The sequence below is a fragment of the Paraburkholderia megapolitana genome (assembly GCF_007556815.1).
Lineage (GTDB): Bacteria > Pseudomonadota > Gammaproteobacteria > Burkholderiales > Burkholderiaceae > Paraburkholderia > Paraburkholderia megapolitana.
This window is the reverse complement of record NZ_CP041743.1, coordinates 638760-654304: the sequence shown is the minus strand read 5'-3', so window position 1 is coordinate 654304 and position 15545 is coordinate 638760. Positions and strand designations below refer to the sequence as shown.

18 protein-coding genes are annotated in these 15545 nt (G+C 62.9%); 7 read left to right on the top strand and 11 right to left on the bottom strand.

Annotated features, from left to right (window positions below; genetic code table 11):
• Window positions 1-48 precede the first annotated feature (48 nt).
• Entirely contained in the window at window positions 49-1452 is a 1404-nt protein-coding gene (locus FNZ07_RS02815) for an MFS transporter (protein WP_091008173.1), read from the top strand.
• 78 nt (window positions 1453-1530) lie between these two features.
• Here FNZ07_RS02815 and FNZ07_RS02810 read toward each other — a convergent pair whose 3' ends face one another.
• From FNZ07_RS02810 to FNZ07_RS02800, 3 genes are all read right to left on the bottom strand, one after another.
• Entirely contained in the window at window positions 1531-2550 is a 1020-nt protein-coding gene (locus FNZ07_RS02810) for an alpha/beta hydrolase (RefSeq protein ID WP_091008170.1), read from the bottom strand.
• 142 nt (window positions 2551-2692) lie between these two features.
• Window positions 2693-3118 (bottom strand): organic hydroperoxide resistance protein, encoded by a 426-nt coding sequence (locus FNZ07_RS02805; RefSeq protein WP_091008167.1) that lies wholly within the window; start codon window positions 3116-3118, stop codon window positions 2693-2695.
• Between the two features lie 123 nt (window positions 3119-3241).
• Window positions 3242-3802: a TetR/AcrR family transcriptional regulator gene (locus FNZ07_RS02800; protein WP_091008165.1), complete on the bottom strand. Its 561-nt coding sequence runs from the start codon at window positions 3800-3802 to the stop codon at window positions 3242-3244.
• 126 nt (window positions 3803-3928) lie between these two features.
• On the opposite strand from FNZ07_RS02800, the gene FNZ07_RS02795 reads away from it, so the two are divergent.
• The 6 genes from FNZ07_RS02795 (at window position 3929) to FNZ07_RS02770 (ending at window position 8271) form a co-directional block, all read left to right on the top strand.
• Complete coding sequence (locus FNZ07_RS02795; RefSeq protein WP_091008163.1) at window positions 3929-4237, top strand: hypothetical protein; 309 nt, start codon at window positions 3929-3931, stop codon at window positions 4235-4237.
• An 81-nt stretch (window positions 4238-4318) separates the two neighbouring features.
• On the top strand, window positions 4319-4555 hold the full coding sequence (locus tag FNZ07_RS02790) for a hypothetical protein (RefSeq protein WP_143098018.1): 237 nt from the start codon (window positions 4319-4321) through the stop codon (window positions 4553-4555).
• A 41-nt stretch (window positions 4556-4596) separates the two neighbouring features.
• Window positions 4597-4851 carry an H-NS family nucleoid-associated regulatory protein gene (locus tag FNZ07_RS02785; protein WP_091008156.1) on the top strand — a complete coding sequence of 85 codons (255 nt, stop codon included), beginning with the start codon at window positions 4597-4599 and terminating at the stop codon, window positions 4849-4851.
• A 239-nt stretch (window positions 4852-5090) separates the two neighbouring features.
• Complete coding sequence (locus FNZ07_RS02780) at window positions 5091-6422, top strand: MFS transporter (protein WP_091008153.1); 1332 nt, start codon at window positions 5091-5093, stop codon at window positions 6420-6422.
• Window positions 6423-6491: 69 nt separating this feature from the next.
• Window positions 6492-7283 carry a class II aldolase/adducin family protein gene (locus FNZ07_RS02775; protein WP_091008149.1) on the top strand — a complete coding sequence of 264 codons (792 nt, stop codon included), beginning with the start codon at window positions 6492-6494 and terminating at the stop codon, window positions 7281-7283.
• 52 nt (window positions 7284-7335) lie between these two features.
• Window positions 7336-8271, top strand: coding sequence for a 2-hydroxyacid dehydrogenase (locus FNZ07_RS02770; RefSeq protein WP_091008147.1), 936 nt, complete (start codon window positions 7336-7338; stop codon window positions 8269-8271).
• Between the two features lie 10 nt (window positions 8272-8281).
• Here the strand turns inward: FNZ07_RS02770 and FNZ07_RS02765 are convergent, their stop codons facing one another.
• The 8 genes from FNZ07_RS02765 to FNZ07_RS02730 all read right to left on the bottom strand — a co-directional run bounded on the left by FNZ07_RS02765 (window position 8282) and on the right by FNZ07_RS02730 (window position 15536).
• On the bottom strand, window positions 8282-8635 hold the full coding sequence (locus FNZ07_RS02765) for a RidA family protein (RefSeq protein WP_091008143.1): 354 nt from the start codon (window positions 8633-8635) through the stop codon (window positions 8282-8284).
• 53 nt (window positions 8636-8688) lie between these two features.
• Window positions 8689-9831 carry an NAD(P)/FAD-dependent oxidoreductase gene (locus tag FNZ07_RS02760; RefSeq protein WP_091008140.1) on the bottom strand — a complete coding sequence of 381 codons (1143 nt, stop codon included), beginning with the start codon at window positions 9829-9831 and terminating at the stop codon, window positions 8689-8691.
• Entirely contained in the window at window positions 9824-11218 is a 1395-nt protein-coding gene (locus FNZ07_RS02755) for an FAD/NAD(P)-dependent oxidoreductase (protein WP_091008137.1), read from the bottom strand. The genes FNZ07_RS02760 and FNZ07_RS02755 overlap by 8 nt, the downstream gene beginning before the upstream one ends.
• Window positions 11208-11582, bottom strand: a complete 375-nt coding sequence (locus tag FNZ07_RS02750; RefSeq protein WP_091008135.1) for a (2Fe-2S)-binding protein — start codon at window positions 11580-11582, stop codon at window positions 11208-11210. The genes FNZ07_RS02755 and FNZ07_RS02750 overlap by 11 nt, the downstream gene beginning before the upstream one ends.
• 66 nt (window positions 11583-11648) lie before the next feature.
• Entirely contained in the window at window positions 11649-12791 is a 1143-nt protein-coding gene (locus tag FNZ07_RS02745) for an NAD(P)/FAD-dependent oxidoreductase (RefSeq protein ID WP_091008133.1), read from the bottom strand.
• Window positions 12788-13585 (bottom strand): ABC transporter permease, encoded by a 798-nt coding sequence (locus FNZ07_RS02740; protein ID WP_091008130.1) that lies wholly within the window; start codon window positions 13583-13585, stop codon window positions 12788-12790. The genes FNZ07_RS02745 and FNZ07_RS02740 overlap by 4 nt, the downstream gene beginning before the upstream one ends.
• A 12-nt stretch (window positions 13586-13597) precedes the next feature.
• A complete protein-coding gene (locus tag FNZ07_RS02735) occupies window positions 13598-14470 on the bottom strand; it encodes an ABC transporter permease (RefSeq protein WP_091008127.1) in 873 nt (290 codons plus the stop codon).
• A complete protein-coding gene (locus FNZ07_RS02730) occupies window positions 14457-15536 on the bottom strand; it encodes an ABC transporter ATP-binding protein (protein WP_091008124.1) in 1080 nt (359 codons plus the stop codon). The genes FNZ07_RS02735 and FNZ07_RS02730 overlap by 14 nt, the downstream gene beginning before the upstream one ends.
• Window positions 15537-15545 lie beyond the last annotated feature (9 nt).

The window sequence follows — 15545 nt, the reverse complement described above, 5'->3', positions numbered from 1 at the left end:
ACCGGGTCCGTTGCAAGAGTCATCGCTATCGCCCTGTGAGAGAGACCCATGAGAAACCTGCTGAATTCGCTGAAGAGCGGTAACTGGCGCGCGTTGCTCGCGTGCTTTCTGTATTTCGACACGGGCTTTACGGTGTGGGTGATGTTCGGCCCGCTCGCGCCGTTCATCCACAAAGACATCACGATGTCGCCCGCCGAACTGGGCTTCCTGGTCGCGGTGCCGGTACTGGGCGCCGCGATTCTGCGCGTGACGCTCGGCAATCTTTATCAGGCTTACGACGGCCGGCGCGTTGCGCTGCTCGGGGTGGCGCTGTCGGCTATTCCATCGGTGGTGTTGCTGTTGATGCCGGGCACGCCGTCGTACACCTTGCTGCTGGTGCTCGGCGTGTTTCTCGGTATCGGCGGCGCGAGCTTCGCGGTCGCCCTGCCGATGGCAGGCAGCAACTATCCGCCGAAAGTACAGGGGCTCGTGCTGGGCCTTGCGGCAGCGGGCAACATCGGTGCGGTGCTCGACGGGTTCCTGTTTCCGTCGCTTGCGGATAGTTTCGGCTGGGCGCGTGCGACGGGTGCCGCGTTGCCGTTGCTGGCGCTCGCAGCGGTTGCACTGTTCTTCTGGGCGAAGGATCTGAACCCGAAGACCGGCAGCGCACCGAAAGCGCTGGGCAGTTTCTGCATCACGCTCGTGGGGCTGCTGGCGCTCGTGCTGGCCGTACACGCCGGGCTATTCGGTGCAGGCAAGACGGGGGTGTTGCTGCTGCCGGTACTCGGTGCGCTGCTCGCCATCGCGGTGCTGCCGAAGCACTATCGCGCCGTGCTGGTCGAAGGCGACACGTGGGTTGTGATGCTGGTGTACAGCATCACGTTCGGCGGTTTTGTCGGCATGTCTTCGTATGTCACGACGCTGCTGATCTCGCTGTATCAGATGCCGCGTATCGAAGCAGGGCTCTTCATGTCGCTGCTCGCGTTTATTGGTGCGCTGGTGCGGCCGATCGGCGGTTTCGTCGCCGACCGGATTTCCGGCGTGCGCGCACTGGTGCTGCTGCTCGCGGCCATCTCGATCTGCGACTTCGCGTTTGCCGCGTGGATGCCGCCGCTGCCGGCCGGCATCGCGCTGCTGGTCGTCACCTACGTGTGCTTCGGGCTCGGCAACGGCGCGACGTTCCAGCTCGTACCGCAACGCTGGAAGGGCAAGACCGGCTTGATGTCGGGCATCGTCGGTGCCGCGGGCGGGATCGGTGGGTTCTATCTGCCGGTGATCATGGGTATCGCTAAGGAAAGCACGGGCAGCTATCAGATGGGCTTCGCCACGTTCGGTGTGCTGTCGGCGCTGGCGTTCGCGCTCGTCGTGCTGCATCGTACGCGCTGGCTGCAATGGGCGCTGCCGAAGGAAAGCGTCGTTATTGCCGATACGCCGCTGCAGGGGGCTGCGGTGCGAATGGATGGGAGTGTGTGAGCTGCACTGCCTTCAAGATGCGATGAAACGACGAACGACCCGCTTAGGCGGGTCGTTCGTCATTCAGGTGCGGCGTGTTTACTTCGCCAACGCTTCACGCAACGCACTGTTGGCCTGAGCGATAGCCGCACGTGTCGCTGGAGTATCGGTCAGCGCGTTGAGCATCACGAAGTCGTGGATCGTGCCTTCATAGCGCACCGCCGTCACCCGCACACCGGCCTGCGACAACTTGCGCGCATACGCTTCGCCCTCGTCGCGCAGCACATCGTTCTCGTCGGTGATCACGAGCGCGGGCGGCAAGCCCTTCAGCTCATCGAGTGTCGCGCGCAGCGGCGAAGCGGTGATCTTCGCTCGGTCTGTCACGTTCGGCGCATACGCGTCCCAGAACCACTTCATCGCCGGTCTGGTCAGCCACGGGCCGTTCGCGAATTCGTTGTACGAGCCGTCGTCGAAGTTCGCATCGGTGACCGGATAGAACAGCACCTGGTAGCGCAACGTCGGCCCGCTGCGCTCTTTGGCGAGCAGCGTCACGGCTGCCGTCATATTGCCGCCGACGCTGTCGCCCGCCACTGCAATGCGGTTCGCGTCGATACCAAACTCCTTCGGATGTGCGGCAACGTAGGTCGTGGCAGCGTAGGCCTGTTCGATCGGCACGGGGTACTTCGCTTCCGGCGAACGGTCATAGTCGACGAAGATCACCGCCGCGTGCGCACCGTTTGCAATTTCGCGGATCAGCCGGTCATGCGTGTTTTTGTCGCCGAGCACCCAGCCGCCGCCGTGAAAATACATCACCACGGGCAGCGTGCCGGTCGCGCCTTCAGGCTTCACGATACGCACGGCAACCTTGCCCGTCGGACCAACGGGCAGCACGCGGTCTTCGATCTGCGCCGGCAATTTCGCCACCGGCTGCGCCTGCGCGCTGGCCAGCACGTTACGTGCGTCGGCGGGCGAGAGCGTGTAGATCGGCGGGCCGCCGTGTGCCGCGAGGCTATCGATGAAGGCCTGGGTGACGGGCTCGAGTACCGGCGCCGCATGGGCGCCCGATGCGAGCGTGGTTCCAGTCGCCGCAGCGACGATCAACTTCTTCGCAAACTTCATGATCCTGCTCCTTCAAATGAGGTCGGTGTGCAGTCGGCAGCACATGCTGGTTGCGCCCGTTACACGCATGACTATCTATGTATAGGTAGATAAGCGGAGAAAATAAAACGCCACAAACGGCGGCTGTGATGTTGCGGTGGTGTTACTGCAGAACCAGCTTGACGTCGATGTTGCCGCGCGTCGCATTCGAGTAAGGGCACACGATATGCGCTGCTTCAACGATGCGTTCGGCCTGAGCGCGTTCGATACCCGGCAACGTGATGCGCAGTTCGACTTCGATGCCGAAACCGGTCGGGATCTGGCCGATGCCGACACTGCCGTCCACGGTGGTGGTGGCTGGCAGCGCGATCTTGTCGCGAGCCGCGACGAACTTCATCGCGCCGAGGAAACACGCGGAATAACCCGCGGCGAACAGTTGCTCGGGGTTTGTGCCAACGCCACCGGCACCGCCGAGTTCGCGCGGCGTCGTGAGGGCGACGTCGAGCACGTTATCCGACGAGACTGCACGGCCGTCGCGGCCACCGTTAGCGCGAGCATGAGCACGGTACAAGACTTTTTCGATCGACATGATGTAACTCCAGTTCAAGAGATTGCGATTGATAGTTATCTATTAGTAGATAGACAACCGGCTATAAAAAAACGACCTGCTTGCTGCTTACCGGGCGCGACCAGTGAATCGATCGCGTTCGGGTTATCCAATCCGGACTGAATTGACGACGTCTTCGAGCCGCGCCTTCGAGTGAAACAACCGGCTGGCAAGGACGCTGCCTTGAAACGACGCATACAGTGCGCGCGCCGCGCTTTCCACTTTTCCGTTCACGCGCAGTGTGCCGCGCGCTTCGCCTTCCGCCAGTACTTTGGCGAGCCAGCTTTCGTTGGCCTTGAAAAACGCCTGCACGGCCTGCCGCACGTTTTCGGGCAGCGATTCGATGTCCGCTGCCAGCATGCCGCACAGACAGATCTGATCGCCGTTGCCGAGCACGAGACCAAACTGCTTCGCATAGCGTTCGAGCTTTTTTTCCGGTGCGAGTGACGCATCGATTGCGCGGATCGTGCTCAACACCTCGCTGCTGTATGCATCTACAGCTTCAAGCGCGAGGTCTTCCTTGGTAGGGAAGTAGTAGTGAATGCTCGATGTCTTCACACCCACGAGATCGGCGAGATCCCGGTAGCTGAACCCGTTGTAGCCTCGGGTCATCAGTAAGGTCTGGGCGTGTTGCAGAAGCTGTTCGCGGACGGTTGGCGTTTCCATGAATAGCAGTCTATCTACTGGTCAGTAGATAATCAAGGAGTTTTCAGAAAATATTTCTGTAGCCGGGCGCCTTCGCAGGAGTGTTACGATTCCGTGACCAGGATGTGCACGATGAGGGAGGCTGATATGGCGACGTATGCTATCGATGGCGTTCGCATCAACCCTGTAACCGGCCGCATCACGCATGTGCGCTGGGCGCTCGTCAATCCCAAGACCAACGAATGGCTGTCGCAGCACGACATCGTCGAGGTTGCCGAAGTCGTCAAGGCCATCCGCGCGGGCAATCTCGTGTGGTCGCTGTTCAAGCTCGGCGGCATGAATTTTCTCGGGCCGAAGATCAAGACCGTTGCGCATATGGACGGCAACGACGGCATCGACACCGACATCCCCGACGGCCACATTGAAAAATCCATCGACGATCTACCGCAGGTCTAGCGCCTCGCCGATGTGTGTCCAGATACCGGACGCGCGCTTATTTTTGAAAAGCGGGCGTTCTCGGCTGAGAAACCGAAAAGAATGGATGATAAAATCCGCGCTATATCGGAGATGCATCCCTTGCATAAGGGTTTCACTGGCGAAAGCACGTACCGTACAGCGGACGTGTGTTTCGTAACCCATCAGTCGGTCGCACGCGGTTTCCTGTTCGGGGAAGCGCGCAAGGGATTCATTCGTCCTGCCAGCCACATTTCAGGTAAAGGTTTCGCCGGCAATCGCGAGGCCTTTGTCTTTGCCTTTGTTTATTCGAACGCGTAATCGGCCGATTTCGGCTGACTATTGCGAAAAACCGGTACGTCATGAAACAACAAGCGGAACAACAGGTACTGGATTTCGACGGGCAGGCGCGCGAGCGGCTGATCCAGTGGATCCGGAATCGCATGGAAGAGTTCGACATCACGATGGAAGTCCTGGAAGCGGCGCTTATCGCCGAAGCAGCCAGGCCGAAATATCGCGATGCGTTTGGCAACCGCTGGGATGGTCAGGGCGAGCGGCCCGACTGGTTGCGACGGGCGATCAATGCGGGGCAGGACATCGAACACTTTCGGTGCTGAGCGGCGCGGGCGTTGTGCCTGTTCGATCTGTCGGCTCGATCGACGCAACAGCGCGGCGCACTGCATCACTCCGTTTCGCCGGGCGCGGTTCGAATTCCCCGCCTAAGCCCGGCTGGCAAGACCTGGCACGCCATTAGCCCCAGTAATACCGCGCATAAAAAAACGCCATTTTACGGACTGATATTGGCCACTGATAACTGCACCGTTCCCCGCAGTTCATCCGCCCACTGAGAGGTGCCATGAGTCATCCGGTCCACACCCGCCAGCCGGTCCGCGCGGCCGCTGCCGCATTCATCGGCACCACCGTCGAGTTCTACGACTTCTACGCCTACGCAACTGCCGCCGCCCTCGTGCTCGGCGAAATCTTCTTTCCAGGCACCAACCGTTTTGCGAGCACACTGGCTTCGTTTGCGACGTTCTTCGCGGGATTTGTCGCGCGGCCGTTATCGGGGATGGTGTTCGGCCACCTCGGCGACCGGCTCGGTCGCAAGAAAATGTTGCTGCTGACAATGTTCCTGATGGGCGGCGCAACAACCGGCATCGGCTTGCTGCCGACCTACGCATCGATCGGTGTCTGGGCGCCCGTCATGCTCGTTACGCTGCGCATCGTGCAGGGCATTGCAGCGGGCGGCGAATGGGGCGGGGCGGTGCTGATGTCGAGCGAGCATGCGCCGCAGGGGCGCAAGACTTTCTTCGCATCGTTCCCGCAGATGGGCAGCCCCGCCGGTTTGCTGCTAACGCTGATCGCCTTCCGGCTCGTCACGTCGCTCGATCATGCGAGCTTCGTGTCATGGGGCTGGCGCCTGCCGTTTCTCGCGAGCTTCGTGCTGTTGCTGATCGGCCTCGCGATCCGATTCGGCGTCGAGGAATCGCCCGAGTTCGAACGCGCGCGGGCCGCGGGCAAGCTCGCAGTGGCGCCGGTCAGCGAAGTGCTGCGAACGCATCTGCGGCCGATCCTGCTGGCCGCCGCGGCAACGACAATCGGCGCGGCCGGCTTCTTCTTCACCAATACGTTCATGATCTCGTACGTGACGACGTGGCTGTCGATACCGAAGACGACGATCCTCGATTGCCTGTTCGTCGTGACGATCATTCAGCTGTTGTCGCAGCCGGTGTCCGCGTGGCTGGCGAGTCGTATCGGCGATGCGCGTTTTCTGACGCTGGCCGCGAGCGTGTCGATTTTCACGCCGTATCCGATGTTTCTGCTCGTGAACACGCAGCAACCGGTTGCGATCATCGCGGGTATTTCGCTGGCGGTCGTCACGCTGTCAGCGGTGTATGCGGTGATTGCCGGTTTTATGACAGCGGCGTTTCCGACGCGCTTGCGCTACTCCGGCATTTCAATCGCATACCAGTTATGTGCGACGGTGGCGGCCGGCACGACACCGCTGATCGGCACGATGCTCGCGCAACGCTTCCAGGGGCAATGGGTGCCGCTCGCACTATTTTTTTCGCTGCTGTCGCTGGTCTCGCTTGGTGGCATCATCGGGTTGGCACGTTATCAGCAGAGAGTCGCTTTGCACGGCGACGTTGCTCCCCAGGCGCAAGCCCAGCCTCAAGCTCAGGGATGAAGCGCGTCATATTGTGGATGTGTGTCTGTCACGTGCCACTTTGAAACATCATCAATGGAGACATCGTTCATGAGCGCCACGCTCGCGGCTTCGACCGCACATCGCTACAGCAGCGAAGAATGGGCTGTTCGCTGCGATCTGGCCGCGTTATACCGGCTCGTCGCGCATTTCCGGATGACCGACCTGATCGACACGCACATCACGGCTCGCGTGCCTGGGCCCGAGCACCACTTTCTGATCAACCGCTACGGCGTGCTGTTCCATGAAATGCGTGCGTCGGATCTGGTGAAGATCGACAGCAACGGGCGTGTCGTCGAACCCGATGCGGACGATGAGCAGAACGCCGCGCGCTATCGCGTCAATGCCGCGGGCTTCACGATTCATTCCGCCGTGCATATGGCGCGCGAGGACCTGCACTTCGTCGTGCACACGCATACGTCGGCCGGTTCTGCGGTGTCCGCGCAGAAACAGGGCTTGCTGCCGATCAGCCAGCACGCGCTGAAGTTCTATGGGCACCTCGCTTACCACAACTACGAAGGCATCGCGCTCGATCTCGGCGAACGCGAGCGCTTGATCGCGGACCTCGGCACGCACAACGCGATGATCCTGCGCAATCACGGGTTGCTGGCCGGTGGTGTATCGGCGGGTACGGCGTTTCACGAGATCTATTTTCTCGAGCGCGCCTGCCAGATACAGGTGCAGGCACTGGCGGGCGGCGCGGAATTGAATCCGGTATCGGAGGCGGTGTGCAAGCTGACCGCTGCCCAGTTCCATAGCGACAAGGCGGGCGGCATCATCGATCTCGCGTGGGAAGCGGCGTTGCGGTTGATCGACGATTCCGGTCCTGACTATCGCAGTTGAGCCGTGCCTCTTCGATCTCTGTTCTTGACTTGACGACGACCCCGCACCACCAATGACGCATCTCCTGTTACTCGCCGACAACCTCGACATGTCGCCGCTTGCCGGCCCACTGACCGAACGGCTGCAGCCGTTCGCGCCGAATTTACGCGTGTGCCTGCCCGGCGATCCCGGCGCAGACACCGCGGAAATCGCGGTGTGCTGGAATCCACCGGCCGGCGCGCTCGCAACGCTGCCGCAGCTGCGGCTCGTGCACAGCATCGCAGCAGGAGTCGACAACATCCTCAGCGATCCGACCTTGCCCGATGTGCCGCTGTGCCGTGTCGTCGACCCTGCTCACGCGCAGGGCATGACCGAATTCGTGATGTGGGGCGTGCTGCATTTTCACCGGCACTTCGATGCAGTGCTGGCGAACCAGTCGAAGGCGCTCTGGCGACGTCCGAGACAGATCGACGCGGCGCGACGCCGGATCGGCGTGATGGGGCTCGGTACGCTCGGCGCGCGCGTGGCTACCGAGTTGCATCGCTTCGGTTTCGATGTTCGAGGCTGGTCGCGCGAACGCAAAAGCTTGCCTGGCATCACGACCTTCGGCGCGGATCAATTCACCGGGTTTTGCTCGGACCTGGACCTCGCAGTGTGTCTGCTGCCGCTTACAGAACAAACGCGCGGCATCCTGGGCCGCGCGACCTTCGATGCACTACCGCGCGGCGCACGACTGATTCACGCGGGCCGCGGCGAACACGTGGTGCGTGCGGACCTGCTCGCGGCGCTCGAGGACGGGCAACTCGGCGGCGCGATCGTCGATGTATTCGACACTGAACCGCTGCCGCCCGACGACGCCTACTGGCGCGCATCGAATCTGATCGTGACGCCGCATATGGCGTCGGTGGCGAGCTTCGAATGCATCGGCGAGCAGGTCGCATATAACGTGCAGCAGCTGTTGAGCGGCGGCGCGTTGCGGCATGTGGTGGATCGCAGCAGGGGGTACTGACCGCCGGTTGTTATGCCAACGCCGTCACCGTAATTTCCACCAGCAAGTCCGGCGCGGCCAGCTTCGATTCGACGGTCGCTCGCGTCGGTGCGCAGCCCGGCGCGACCCACGCGTCCCACACCTCGTTCATTCCCGCAAAGTCCCGCTCGATATTCGCCAGCCAGATCTGGGAGGACACCAGCCGCGTCTTGTCGATGCCTGCCTGCGCAAGAAATCCATCGATCTTCGCCAGCACCTGCTGGGTTTGCCCTTTTACATCGAGCGTGCGGTCATTCGAGGTCTGCCCACCGATAAACACCAGCCCCGCCGCTTTCACCACGCGGCTCATCCGTTGATTTGTTTCGATCCTGACAATTTCGCTCATACGATTTCCTTTAGATTAAAAAATAGCGCGCGTGTACGCGACGTTACGAAGATTCAATGCGATGCCTCCGTCGTCTTGCCGAAGCGGTCAATGGCGAAGGCATCGAGCGGCAACGATGCTACACCGTCCATCACCAGTTCTGACACCAGCTTGCCGCAGCCCGGCCCAAGCTGGAACCCGCTCCCGCAGTAACCGAACGTATAGGTCAAATTCGACGCACGCCGACTCGACGAGATGACAGGCAACGCATCGTCGGTGAATGCTTCCACACCAGCCCATGCGCGATTAATCCCGAGATGACGCAGATGCGGAAACAGCTCAACCACCGTATTGGCGCTCTTCACCAGCCTTGCAAAATCCACCTCGCCATGACGCGCCTGCAGATCGGCAATCCCGATCAGCTTGCCGCCGATCACCACGGTCCCGTTATCGAATTGCTTGAACGACAGCGGTCGCCCCGTTGCGCCGAGCGTCGCACGACAGAACGGCGCGACGCGATGCGTGACCATCAGCATCAGTCCTTCTGGATGAACCGGTACCGGCTCGCCGACTTGCTGCGCCAGCTCGCCCGCCCACGCACCGGCTGCAACGACGAGATGCCTAGCCGAAAAAACACCGCGCGGTGTATCGACGACCCAGTGGCTCCCGCGCTGCTCGATCCGCGTTGCCGGCGTGTCTTCGTGAAATTGCGCACCGTGCTTTTGCGCGGCCAGCCGGAACGCGGTCGTCGCTCGAAACGGCAGCGCATAGCCGTCGCGCTCGACCCAGATTCCACCAGTCACATGCGGCGCAAGCGCCGGCTCGAGTTCGCGCACGGTTTCGCGATCGATGATCTTTTCATGCGTGAAACCCTGCGCTTCGAGAAGCGCAACGCGTTCGCGGCATTCATCGAGTTCGGCGTCGGTCTCGGCAATCTTCAACTGTCCCGACGCGACGAAACCCGCATCGTCGCCGATCGTGGCGACGAGGTCGTGCCAGATCTCGCGCGACATCAACGCAAGTGGAATCTCCGGTAGTGGACGCCCGAGCGTGCGCACGCCACCGGCGTTGACACCCGATGCATGACGACCGACATAGTCGGCTTCGAGCACGGTCACCGTCACGCCGCGACGCGCGAGGTGGAACGCGCTGCTCGATCCGTGCAGCCCGCTGCCGATCACCAGGACGTCCGACTCGCGGGTTGCGTGCTCAGTCACCGGCGAGTTCTCCGAGCGTCAGTGGCTTGATCGGCGGACGGATGCGGTAGTAGCCCACTTCGTCGGGCGGCGCGCCGCGGGCTGCGGCGATGACTTCGGTCACGGTCAACCCGCACAGGCGCCCCTGACACGGCCCCATCCCGCAGCGGCCAAACGATTTCGCCTGATTCGGTCCGGCGCAACCGAGCGCCACGAACTGCCGCAACTGGCCCGCTGTGACTTCTTCGCAGCGGCACACGACGACGTCGTCGGCCGGCACGCGATTTTCATCGCGAGGGCGATAGAGGCTATCGAGGAATGGCCGGATGCGCATAACCGCAGCTAGCTCGCGCAGACGTGGGGCAGCGTCGCGATCGCGTGTCGCGGTGTCGATCGCGCCAAGTTGCGCGGCGATGGCGAGCGCGATCACCTCGCCCTGGATCTTCGCCGCCTGTGCTCCGCCGATTCCACCGCCATCGCCAGCGACGAAGATGCCAGGGATATCGAGTTCACCCCACGCATCGGTCTCGGGCCGAAAGCACAATTGCGCGGCGTCCCAACGGTGTGCCGCGCGCAGCGACAGCGTGAACTGCGTGTTCGGTACGACGCCCTGATGCAGCAGAATCAGATTCGCCTCGATTCGCTGCGGCACGCCGCGCACCGAAAAGCGCAGCGCGCGAGCACGTTCGGTTCCGTCGTCGCCGGATGTGCCTTCGACGCGCAGATCGTCGGCGGCTTCGTACATCGGCACGCCGGCATCGCGCAACGTGCGTATCAACTGCAGGCCCTTGCTCAAGAAAGGCCAGGCACGCAACGCGGACAGCATGTGCCGCTTCGCCCGCCAGCGATCCGCGTGACGCGTGGTATCGACAAGCGCGCGAATCGGTACGCCGGCCCGGACGTACTGCCAGCCCAGCAGATACAGCAGCGGTCCACAACCCACGAGAACCGGCGGTTCGGCGGGCACTTCGCCGGCGCTTTTCAGCAGGATCTGTGCGGCACCGGCGCTCATCACGCCGGGCAAGGTCCAGCCGGGAATCGGAAAGGGCCGTTCGAACGCACCGGTTGCGAGGACCACGCGCTTCGCTTCGACGCTGCCCACTTTGCCGTCGCGCAGATAGTGCACCGTACGCTCGCGCGTAACTTGCCAGACCGACGCGTTCGGCAGGTGACGCGCGCCGCAGCGCGCGAACGCGTCGGCGAGTGCTGCACCGGCGCTATAGTCCGCACCGAGAATCTCGCGGCGTTGCGCGTCACTGCGTTCGATCGCGCGATAGATCTGTCCGCCCACAGCATCCTGTTCGTCGAGCAGGATCACCGACAACCCTGCCTGCGCGGCCTGAGTGGCAGCGGCAAGTCCGGCAGGTCCGGCACCGATCACGGCAACATTGACGGCTTCAGTGGCCATGAGCGTTTCCCTCTGCGGATTGTGGCAGACGAAAATCCGCAGGCGGCGGCAGATCGCGCGCACCTTCCTGCGAACGGATGCGCATGCCGTCCTTCACCATGACGAGGCAACTCTGGCGGCTCGGTATGCCGTCGATTTCAACGAGGCATTCAAAACATGCCCCCATCATGCAATACGGTGCACGCGGCGCACCCGATACCGGCGTCGCGCGAAAACGCTGGATGCCGGCCGCGAGCAACGCGGCCGCAACCGAACGACCGCCCGGCACACCCAGCGGCTGGTCATTGAACCAGATGTGGATGGTCGCATCGGCGACAGCGGGCGCGGTCGGCTCAAGCACTCTGAATAGCGGTCTGGAAGTCATGGCGAAACGCAATGTCGGGGTTGGAGAGTGGCGTGCACCGTTTCATAAGATGAGGCGACGAAGCGGCTAATGAGCATGGCTGGCAGTTCGCTCCGCACTGAGAAAACGGCCACCGCGGAACGCGGAGAGTTCGTCGGGAATCGTGCCGCCGGCCACCCACGGCGCGATCCGCATCGCGTGGGCAGCGGCCAGCGTCACGCCGCTATGACAGGTCACGACAAAGGCGCCTGGATACCTTGACGACTGCTCGTAGATCGGCAGACCATCCGGGCTATAGACGCGCAATGCGGCCCACATCCGCACGAGCCGCACATCTTTCAGCAGCGGAAAGCTGCGTATGCCGCGCCGCGCAATGGTCGATAGAACGTCGGTGGTGGTGAAGTCGTTGTAGCCGACTTCTTCCATCGAATCGCCGAACTGCACGGAGCCTTCGTCGGTTTGACGCACGTTGAGCGTCGGGTAATCGAGAAACGGTGCGATGCGTTCGCTGACCAATACCTGTCCGCGATTCGGCGCAACGGGCGCATGCAGTCCGACGTCGGCGGCGAGCGCGCGGTTACCCAGCCCAGCCGCCAGCACGACGCGCGGTGCGTGCCACACGTTCCTCTTGCCGTGCACCGCGAAGCCGCGCGGTTGCGCATCGATGCGCCCGATTTCCTCGCCACCGACAAGCGTCACACCACGTCGCTGCATCGCTTCGTGCAGCGCCCGCAGCAGCTTGAGCGGATTCACGTGACCGTCCATCGGCGTGTAGCTTGCGCCGATCGCCGCAGGGCCGACTGCAGGAATGCGTTCGCGCAATTCGCGTGCATCGAGCATCTGGTAGGGATAATCGCCGCCGAGTTCAGCGCTCAGCGCCGCAAGGCGCGCCTCGCGTTCGACAAGGTCGTCGTCGGAAAAGCACAGATGAAAACCGCCGGGTTGCTTCAGCGATACATCGATGCCGGTTTCCTCGAGCAGCGCTGCGGCGAGCCCTGGCCATTGCTGTGCCGAACTGCGTGTCCAGCGCGCGTACGGCGACACGCCGTAACCTTTTCCTTGCACCCAGACCAGCCCGAAATTGCCGCGCGACGCGCGCAGACCGTTGTCACCCTGGTCCAGCACCGTGACCTTGCGGCCTTCGCGCGCGAGTCCGTAGGCGACTGCGGCGCCTACCAGGCCGCCCCCCACCACCAGCACGTCAGGGCGGCCGGCTGTATTGCCCATCATCGTGTTTCTCCGATCAGGACGCGGTCCAGACCCACCATCCGGTCGAGCACCAGCATCAGGATGACTGTGCCGACGATCATCACGGTCGACACGGAAGCGACCAGCGGATCGATCGTTTGCGCGATCTGGTTGTACATCGCAACCGGTAGCGTGGTCGTACCGGGTGTCGCAACGAAAATGGTCATCGTCAGTTCGTCGAAGCTCTGGATGAAGGACAGCACCCAGCCGCCCGCGACGCCGGTGCGGATCATCGGCAGCACGACGCGGCGAAACGCGGTGAAGCGGCTTGCGCCGCACGACAGCGCCGCGCGCTCCGCATCCCGGTCAAGCCCGACCGCCGACGACAACGCGAGCCGCAGCGCATACGGCAACACGATGATCACGTGCGTCGCGCAGAGCGCCCAGAACGAACCGCCAAGTCCGAGCATGCTGAGAAACCGCAGGAACGCGATGCCGAGCACGACGGCGGGGATCATCATCGGCGAGAGGAAAAAACTGGTCAGCGCGCCGCGCCCCGGGAACCGGTAACGCGCGATTGCCAGTGCCGCCGGCACCGCGAGCGCGACACCGAGTGTCGCCGCGACCAGCGCGAGCCGAACCGAGAGCCAGAATGCATCGACGATCTGGTCGTTGTCGAGAATCGCCCTGAACCAGCGTAGCGAGGCGCCATCGAACGGCAGCGAGATGAAGCCTTTGTCGGTGAACGACACGGCGACCACGACGACGAGCGGCGCCGCGATGAACGTCAGGAACATCGCATTGAACAGCAGGGCGAGGAATCCGTTCTGTTTCATGAGGGTCCCGGATCAATCGAAGATGTGCTTGAGGCGCCGCTCGGCGAGCCGGCTGCAACCCATTACGATCGCCACATTTGCGATCAGCAGGAGCACTGCGATGGTCGCGCCGAGCGGCCAGTTCAAGGTGCCGAGAAATTCGTCGTAGGCGGCCGTGGCAACGACTTTCAGACGCCGCCCACCGATCAGCGCGGGCGTTGCAAATGCCGACGCCGACAGCGCGAAGACGATGATCGAACCGGACAGCACGCCTGGCAGGATCTGCGGCAGCACGACCCGGCGGAATACGCGCCAGGGCGAGCCGCCGAGCGAGCGACCGGCCCATTCCACTTGCGAGTCGAGCTTTTGCAACGTCGCCCATACCGACATCACCATGAACGGCACCAGGACGTGCGTCAGCGCGATCACCACACCGGTCATCGTGAAGACCAGACGGATCGGTTCGGACGTGATGTGAAGCGCGAGCAGCGCGTTGTTCAGGATGCCGTTGTTGCCCAGCAGGATCTGCCAGCCGAGTGTGCGCACGACCACCGAGATCAGCAGCGGACCGAGCACGACCAGCAGACAAAACGATTGCCACGGTCGGCGCATACGCGCGAGCACGATGGTCTCGGGCACGCCGAGTACGACGCACAGTAGCGTCACTGCGAGCGCGAGCACCGCGGTGCGGCCGAAGATCGCGCCGTAGTACGGATCGGTGACGACTTCCAGATAATTTCGCAGCGTGTATGCGGGCAGTGTGCCCTGCGTGTCGCTGAAGACATGAAAGGACAACGCGAGCGTCAACAGCAGCGGAATCAGCAGCAGGCCGCTGAACAGCAGCAACGCAGGGGCCGACAAAAGCCACGGCGCAGCGCCTGCGCGGGCATCGTCAAGCGTGGCCATCGGAGCCCTCCTTCTGCAGCACGCGCAGGTCGTCATCCGACCACGCGATGCCGACCTGCGCATCTTCCGGTGGCGGTGGCAACCCGGTGTTCGGCTGCGAAACGCTGATCTGCCCGAGGCCGGTGTCGACCAGCAGTAACCACTGGTTGCCGGTAAACACGCGCGTGGCGATGCGCCCGGTCGTACGCGCATCGACGGTATCGGTGCTCGCGAGACGAACCTTCTCCGGACGCAGATACACGTTCACCCTGTCGTGCACGTGGCGACCTTCGTGCGGCACCTTGAGCGTGATACCGGCGACCTGTACTTCCGCGCAACGCCCGTTGCTGCGCAACACTTCGCCCTGCAGCAGATTGGTCTTGCCGAGAAAGGTCGACGCGAACGGCGTCGCGGGCCGCTCATACGCTTCAAACGGCGTGCTCAACTGCGCGATCCTGCCGCGCTCCATCACCGCGATGCGGTCGCTCATGGTCATCGCTTCGACCTGATCGTGCGTGACGAGGATGGTCGTAATGCCGAGACGCTTCTGGATCGCCCGCAACTCGATATGCATGTCCTCACGTAGCTTGGCGTCGAGATTGGACATCGGTTCGTCGAGCAGCAGCAGTTGCGGACGGATGGCGAGGGCACGCGCGATCGCGACGCGTTGTCGCTGGCCGCCCGACAGCTCTTTCGGATAGCGGTTGCCGAGACCGCCCAGACGCACCAGTTCGAGTGCCTCGGCGACGCGCTCGGTACGCGCGGCACGCTTCATGTTGCGCATCTCGAGACCGAAGCCGACATTGCCGTCCACTGTCATGTGCGGAAACAGCGCGTAGCTCTGGAACACCACACCCATGCCGCGCTTTTCTGGCCGTTCGTGCGTAATGTCGCGTCCGTCGAGCCGGATCGTGCCGCTGCCCGGCGTGACGAACCCCGCGATCATCTGCAGCGTGGTGGTCTTGCCGCACCCGGACGGACCGAGCAGCGACAGAAACTCGCCGCGCTCCACCTCGAGGTCGATCTGCTCGATCGCGGTGAAGTCGCCGTAACGCTTCGAGATACCGGTGAGTGTCAGAAAGCTCATAGGGGCCTG

Excerpts from the sequence above, each read along its gene's own strand:
- FNZ07_RS02815 (WP_091008173.1), top strand. The coding sequence starts at position 49 with ATGAGAAACCTGCTGAATTCGCTGAAGAGCGGTAACTGGCGCGCGTTG.
- FNZ07_RS02810 (WP_091008170.1), bottom strand. The coding sequence starts at position 2,550 with ATGAAGTTTGCGAAGAAGTTGATCGTCGCTGCGGCGACTGGAACCACG.
- FNZ07_RS02805 (WP_091008167.1), bottom strand. The coding sequence starts at position 3,118 with ATGTCGATCGAAAAAGTCTTGTACCGTGCTCATGCTCGCGCTAACGGT.
- FNZ07_RS02800 (WP_091008165.1), bottom strand. The coding sequence starts at position 3,802 with ATGGAAACGCCAACCGTCCGCGAACAGCTTCTGCAACACGCCCAGACC.
- FNZ07_RS02795 (WP_091008163.1), top strand. The coding sequence starts at position 3,929 with ATGGCGACGTATGCTATCGATGGCGTTCGCATCAACCCTGTAACCGGC.
- FNZ07_RS02790 (WP_143098018.1), top strand. The coding sequence starts at position 4,319 with ATGGATGATAAAATCCGCGCTATATCGGAGATGCATCCCTTGCATAAG.
- FNZ07_RS02785 (WP_091008156.1), top strand. The coding sequence starts at position 4,597 with ATGAAACAACAAGCGGAACAACAGGTACTGGATTTCGACGGGCAGGCG.
- FNZ07_RS02780 (WP_091008153.1), top strand. The coding sequence starts at position 5,091 with ATGAGTCATCCGGTCCACACCCGCCAGCCGGTCCGCGCGGCCGCTGCC.
- FNZ07_RS02775 (WP_091008149.1), top strand. The coding sequence starts at position 6,492 with ATGAGCGCCACGCTCGCGGCTTCGACCGCACATCGCTACAGCAGCGAA.
- FNZ07_RS02770 (WP_091008147.1), top strand. The coding sequence starts at position 7,336 with ATGACGCATCTCCTGTTACTCGCCGACAACCTCGACATGTCGCCGCTT.
- FNZ07_RS02765 (WP_091008143.1), bottom strand. The coding sequence starts at position 8,635 with ATGAGCGAAATTGTCAGGATCGAAACAAATCAACGGATGAGCCGCGTG.
- FNZ07_RS02755 (WP_091008137.1), bottom strand. The coding sequence starts at position 11,218 with ATGGCCACTGAAGCCGTCAATGTTGCCGTGATCGGTGCCGGACCTGCC.
- FNZ07_RS02750 (WP_091008135.1), bottom strand. The coding sequence starts at position 11,582 with ATGACTTCCAGACCGCTATTCAGAGTGCTTGAGCCGACCGCGCCCGCT.
- FNZ07_RS02745 (WP_091008133.1), bottom strand. The coding sequence starts at position 12,791 with ATGATGGGCAATACAGCCGGCCGCCCTGACGTGCTGGTGGTGGGGGGC.
- FNZ07_RS02740 (WP_091008130.1), bottom strand. The coding sequence starts at position 13,585 with ATGAAACAGAACGGATTCCTCGCCCTGCTGTTCAATGCGATGTTCCTG.
- FNZ07_RS02735 (WP_091008127.1), bottom strand. The coding sequence starts at position 14,470 with ATGGCCACGCTTGACGATGCCCGCGCAGGCGCTGCGCCGTGGCTTTTG.
- FNZ07_RS02730 (WP_091008124.1), bottom strand. The coding sequence starts at position 15,536 with ATGAGCTTTCTGACACTCACCGGTATCTCGAAGCGTTACGGCGACTTC.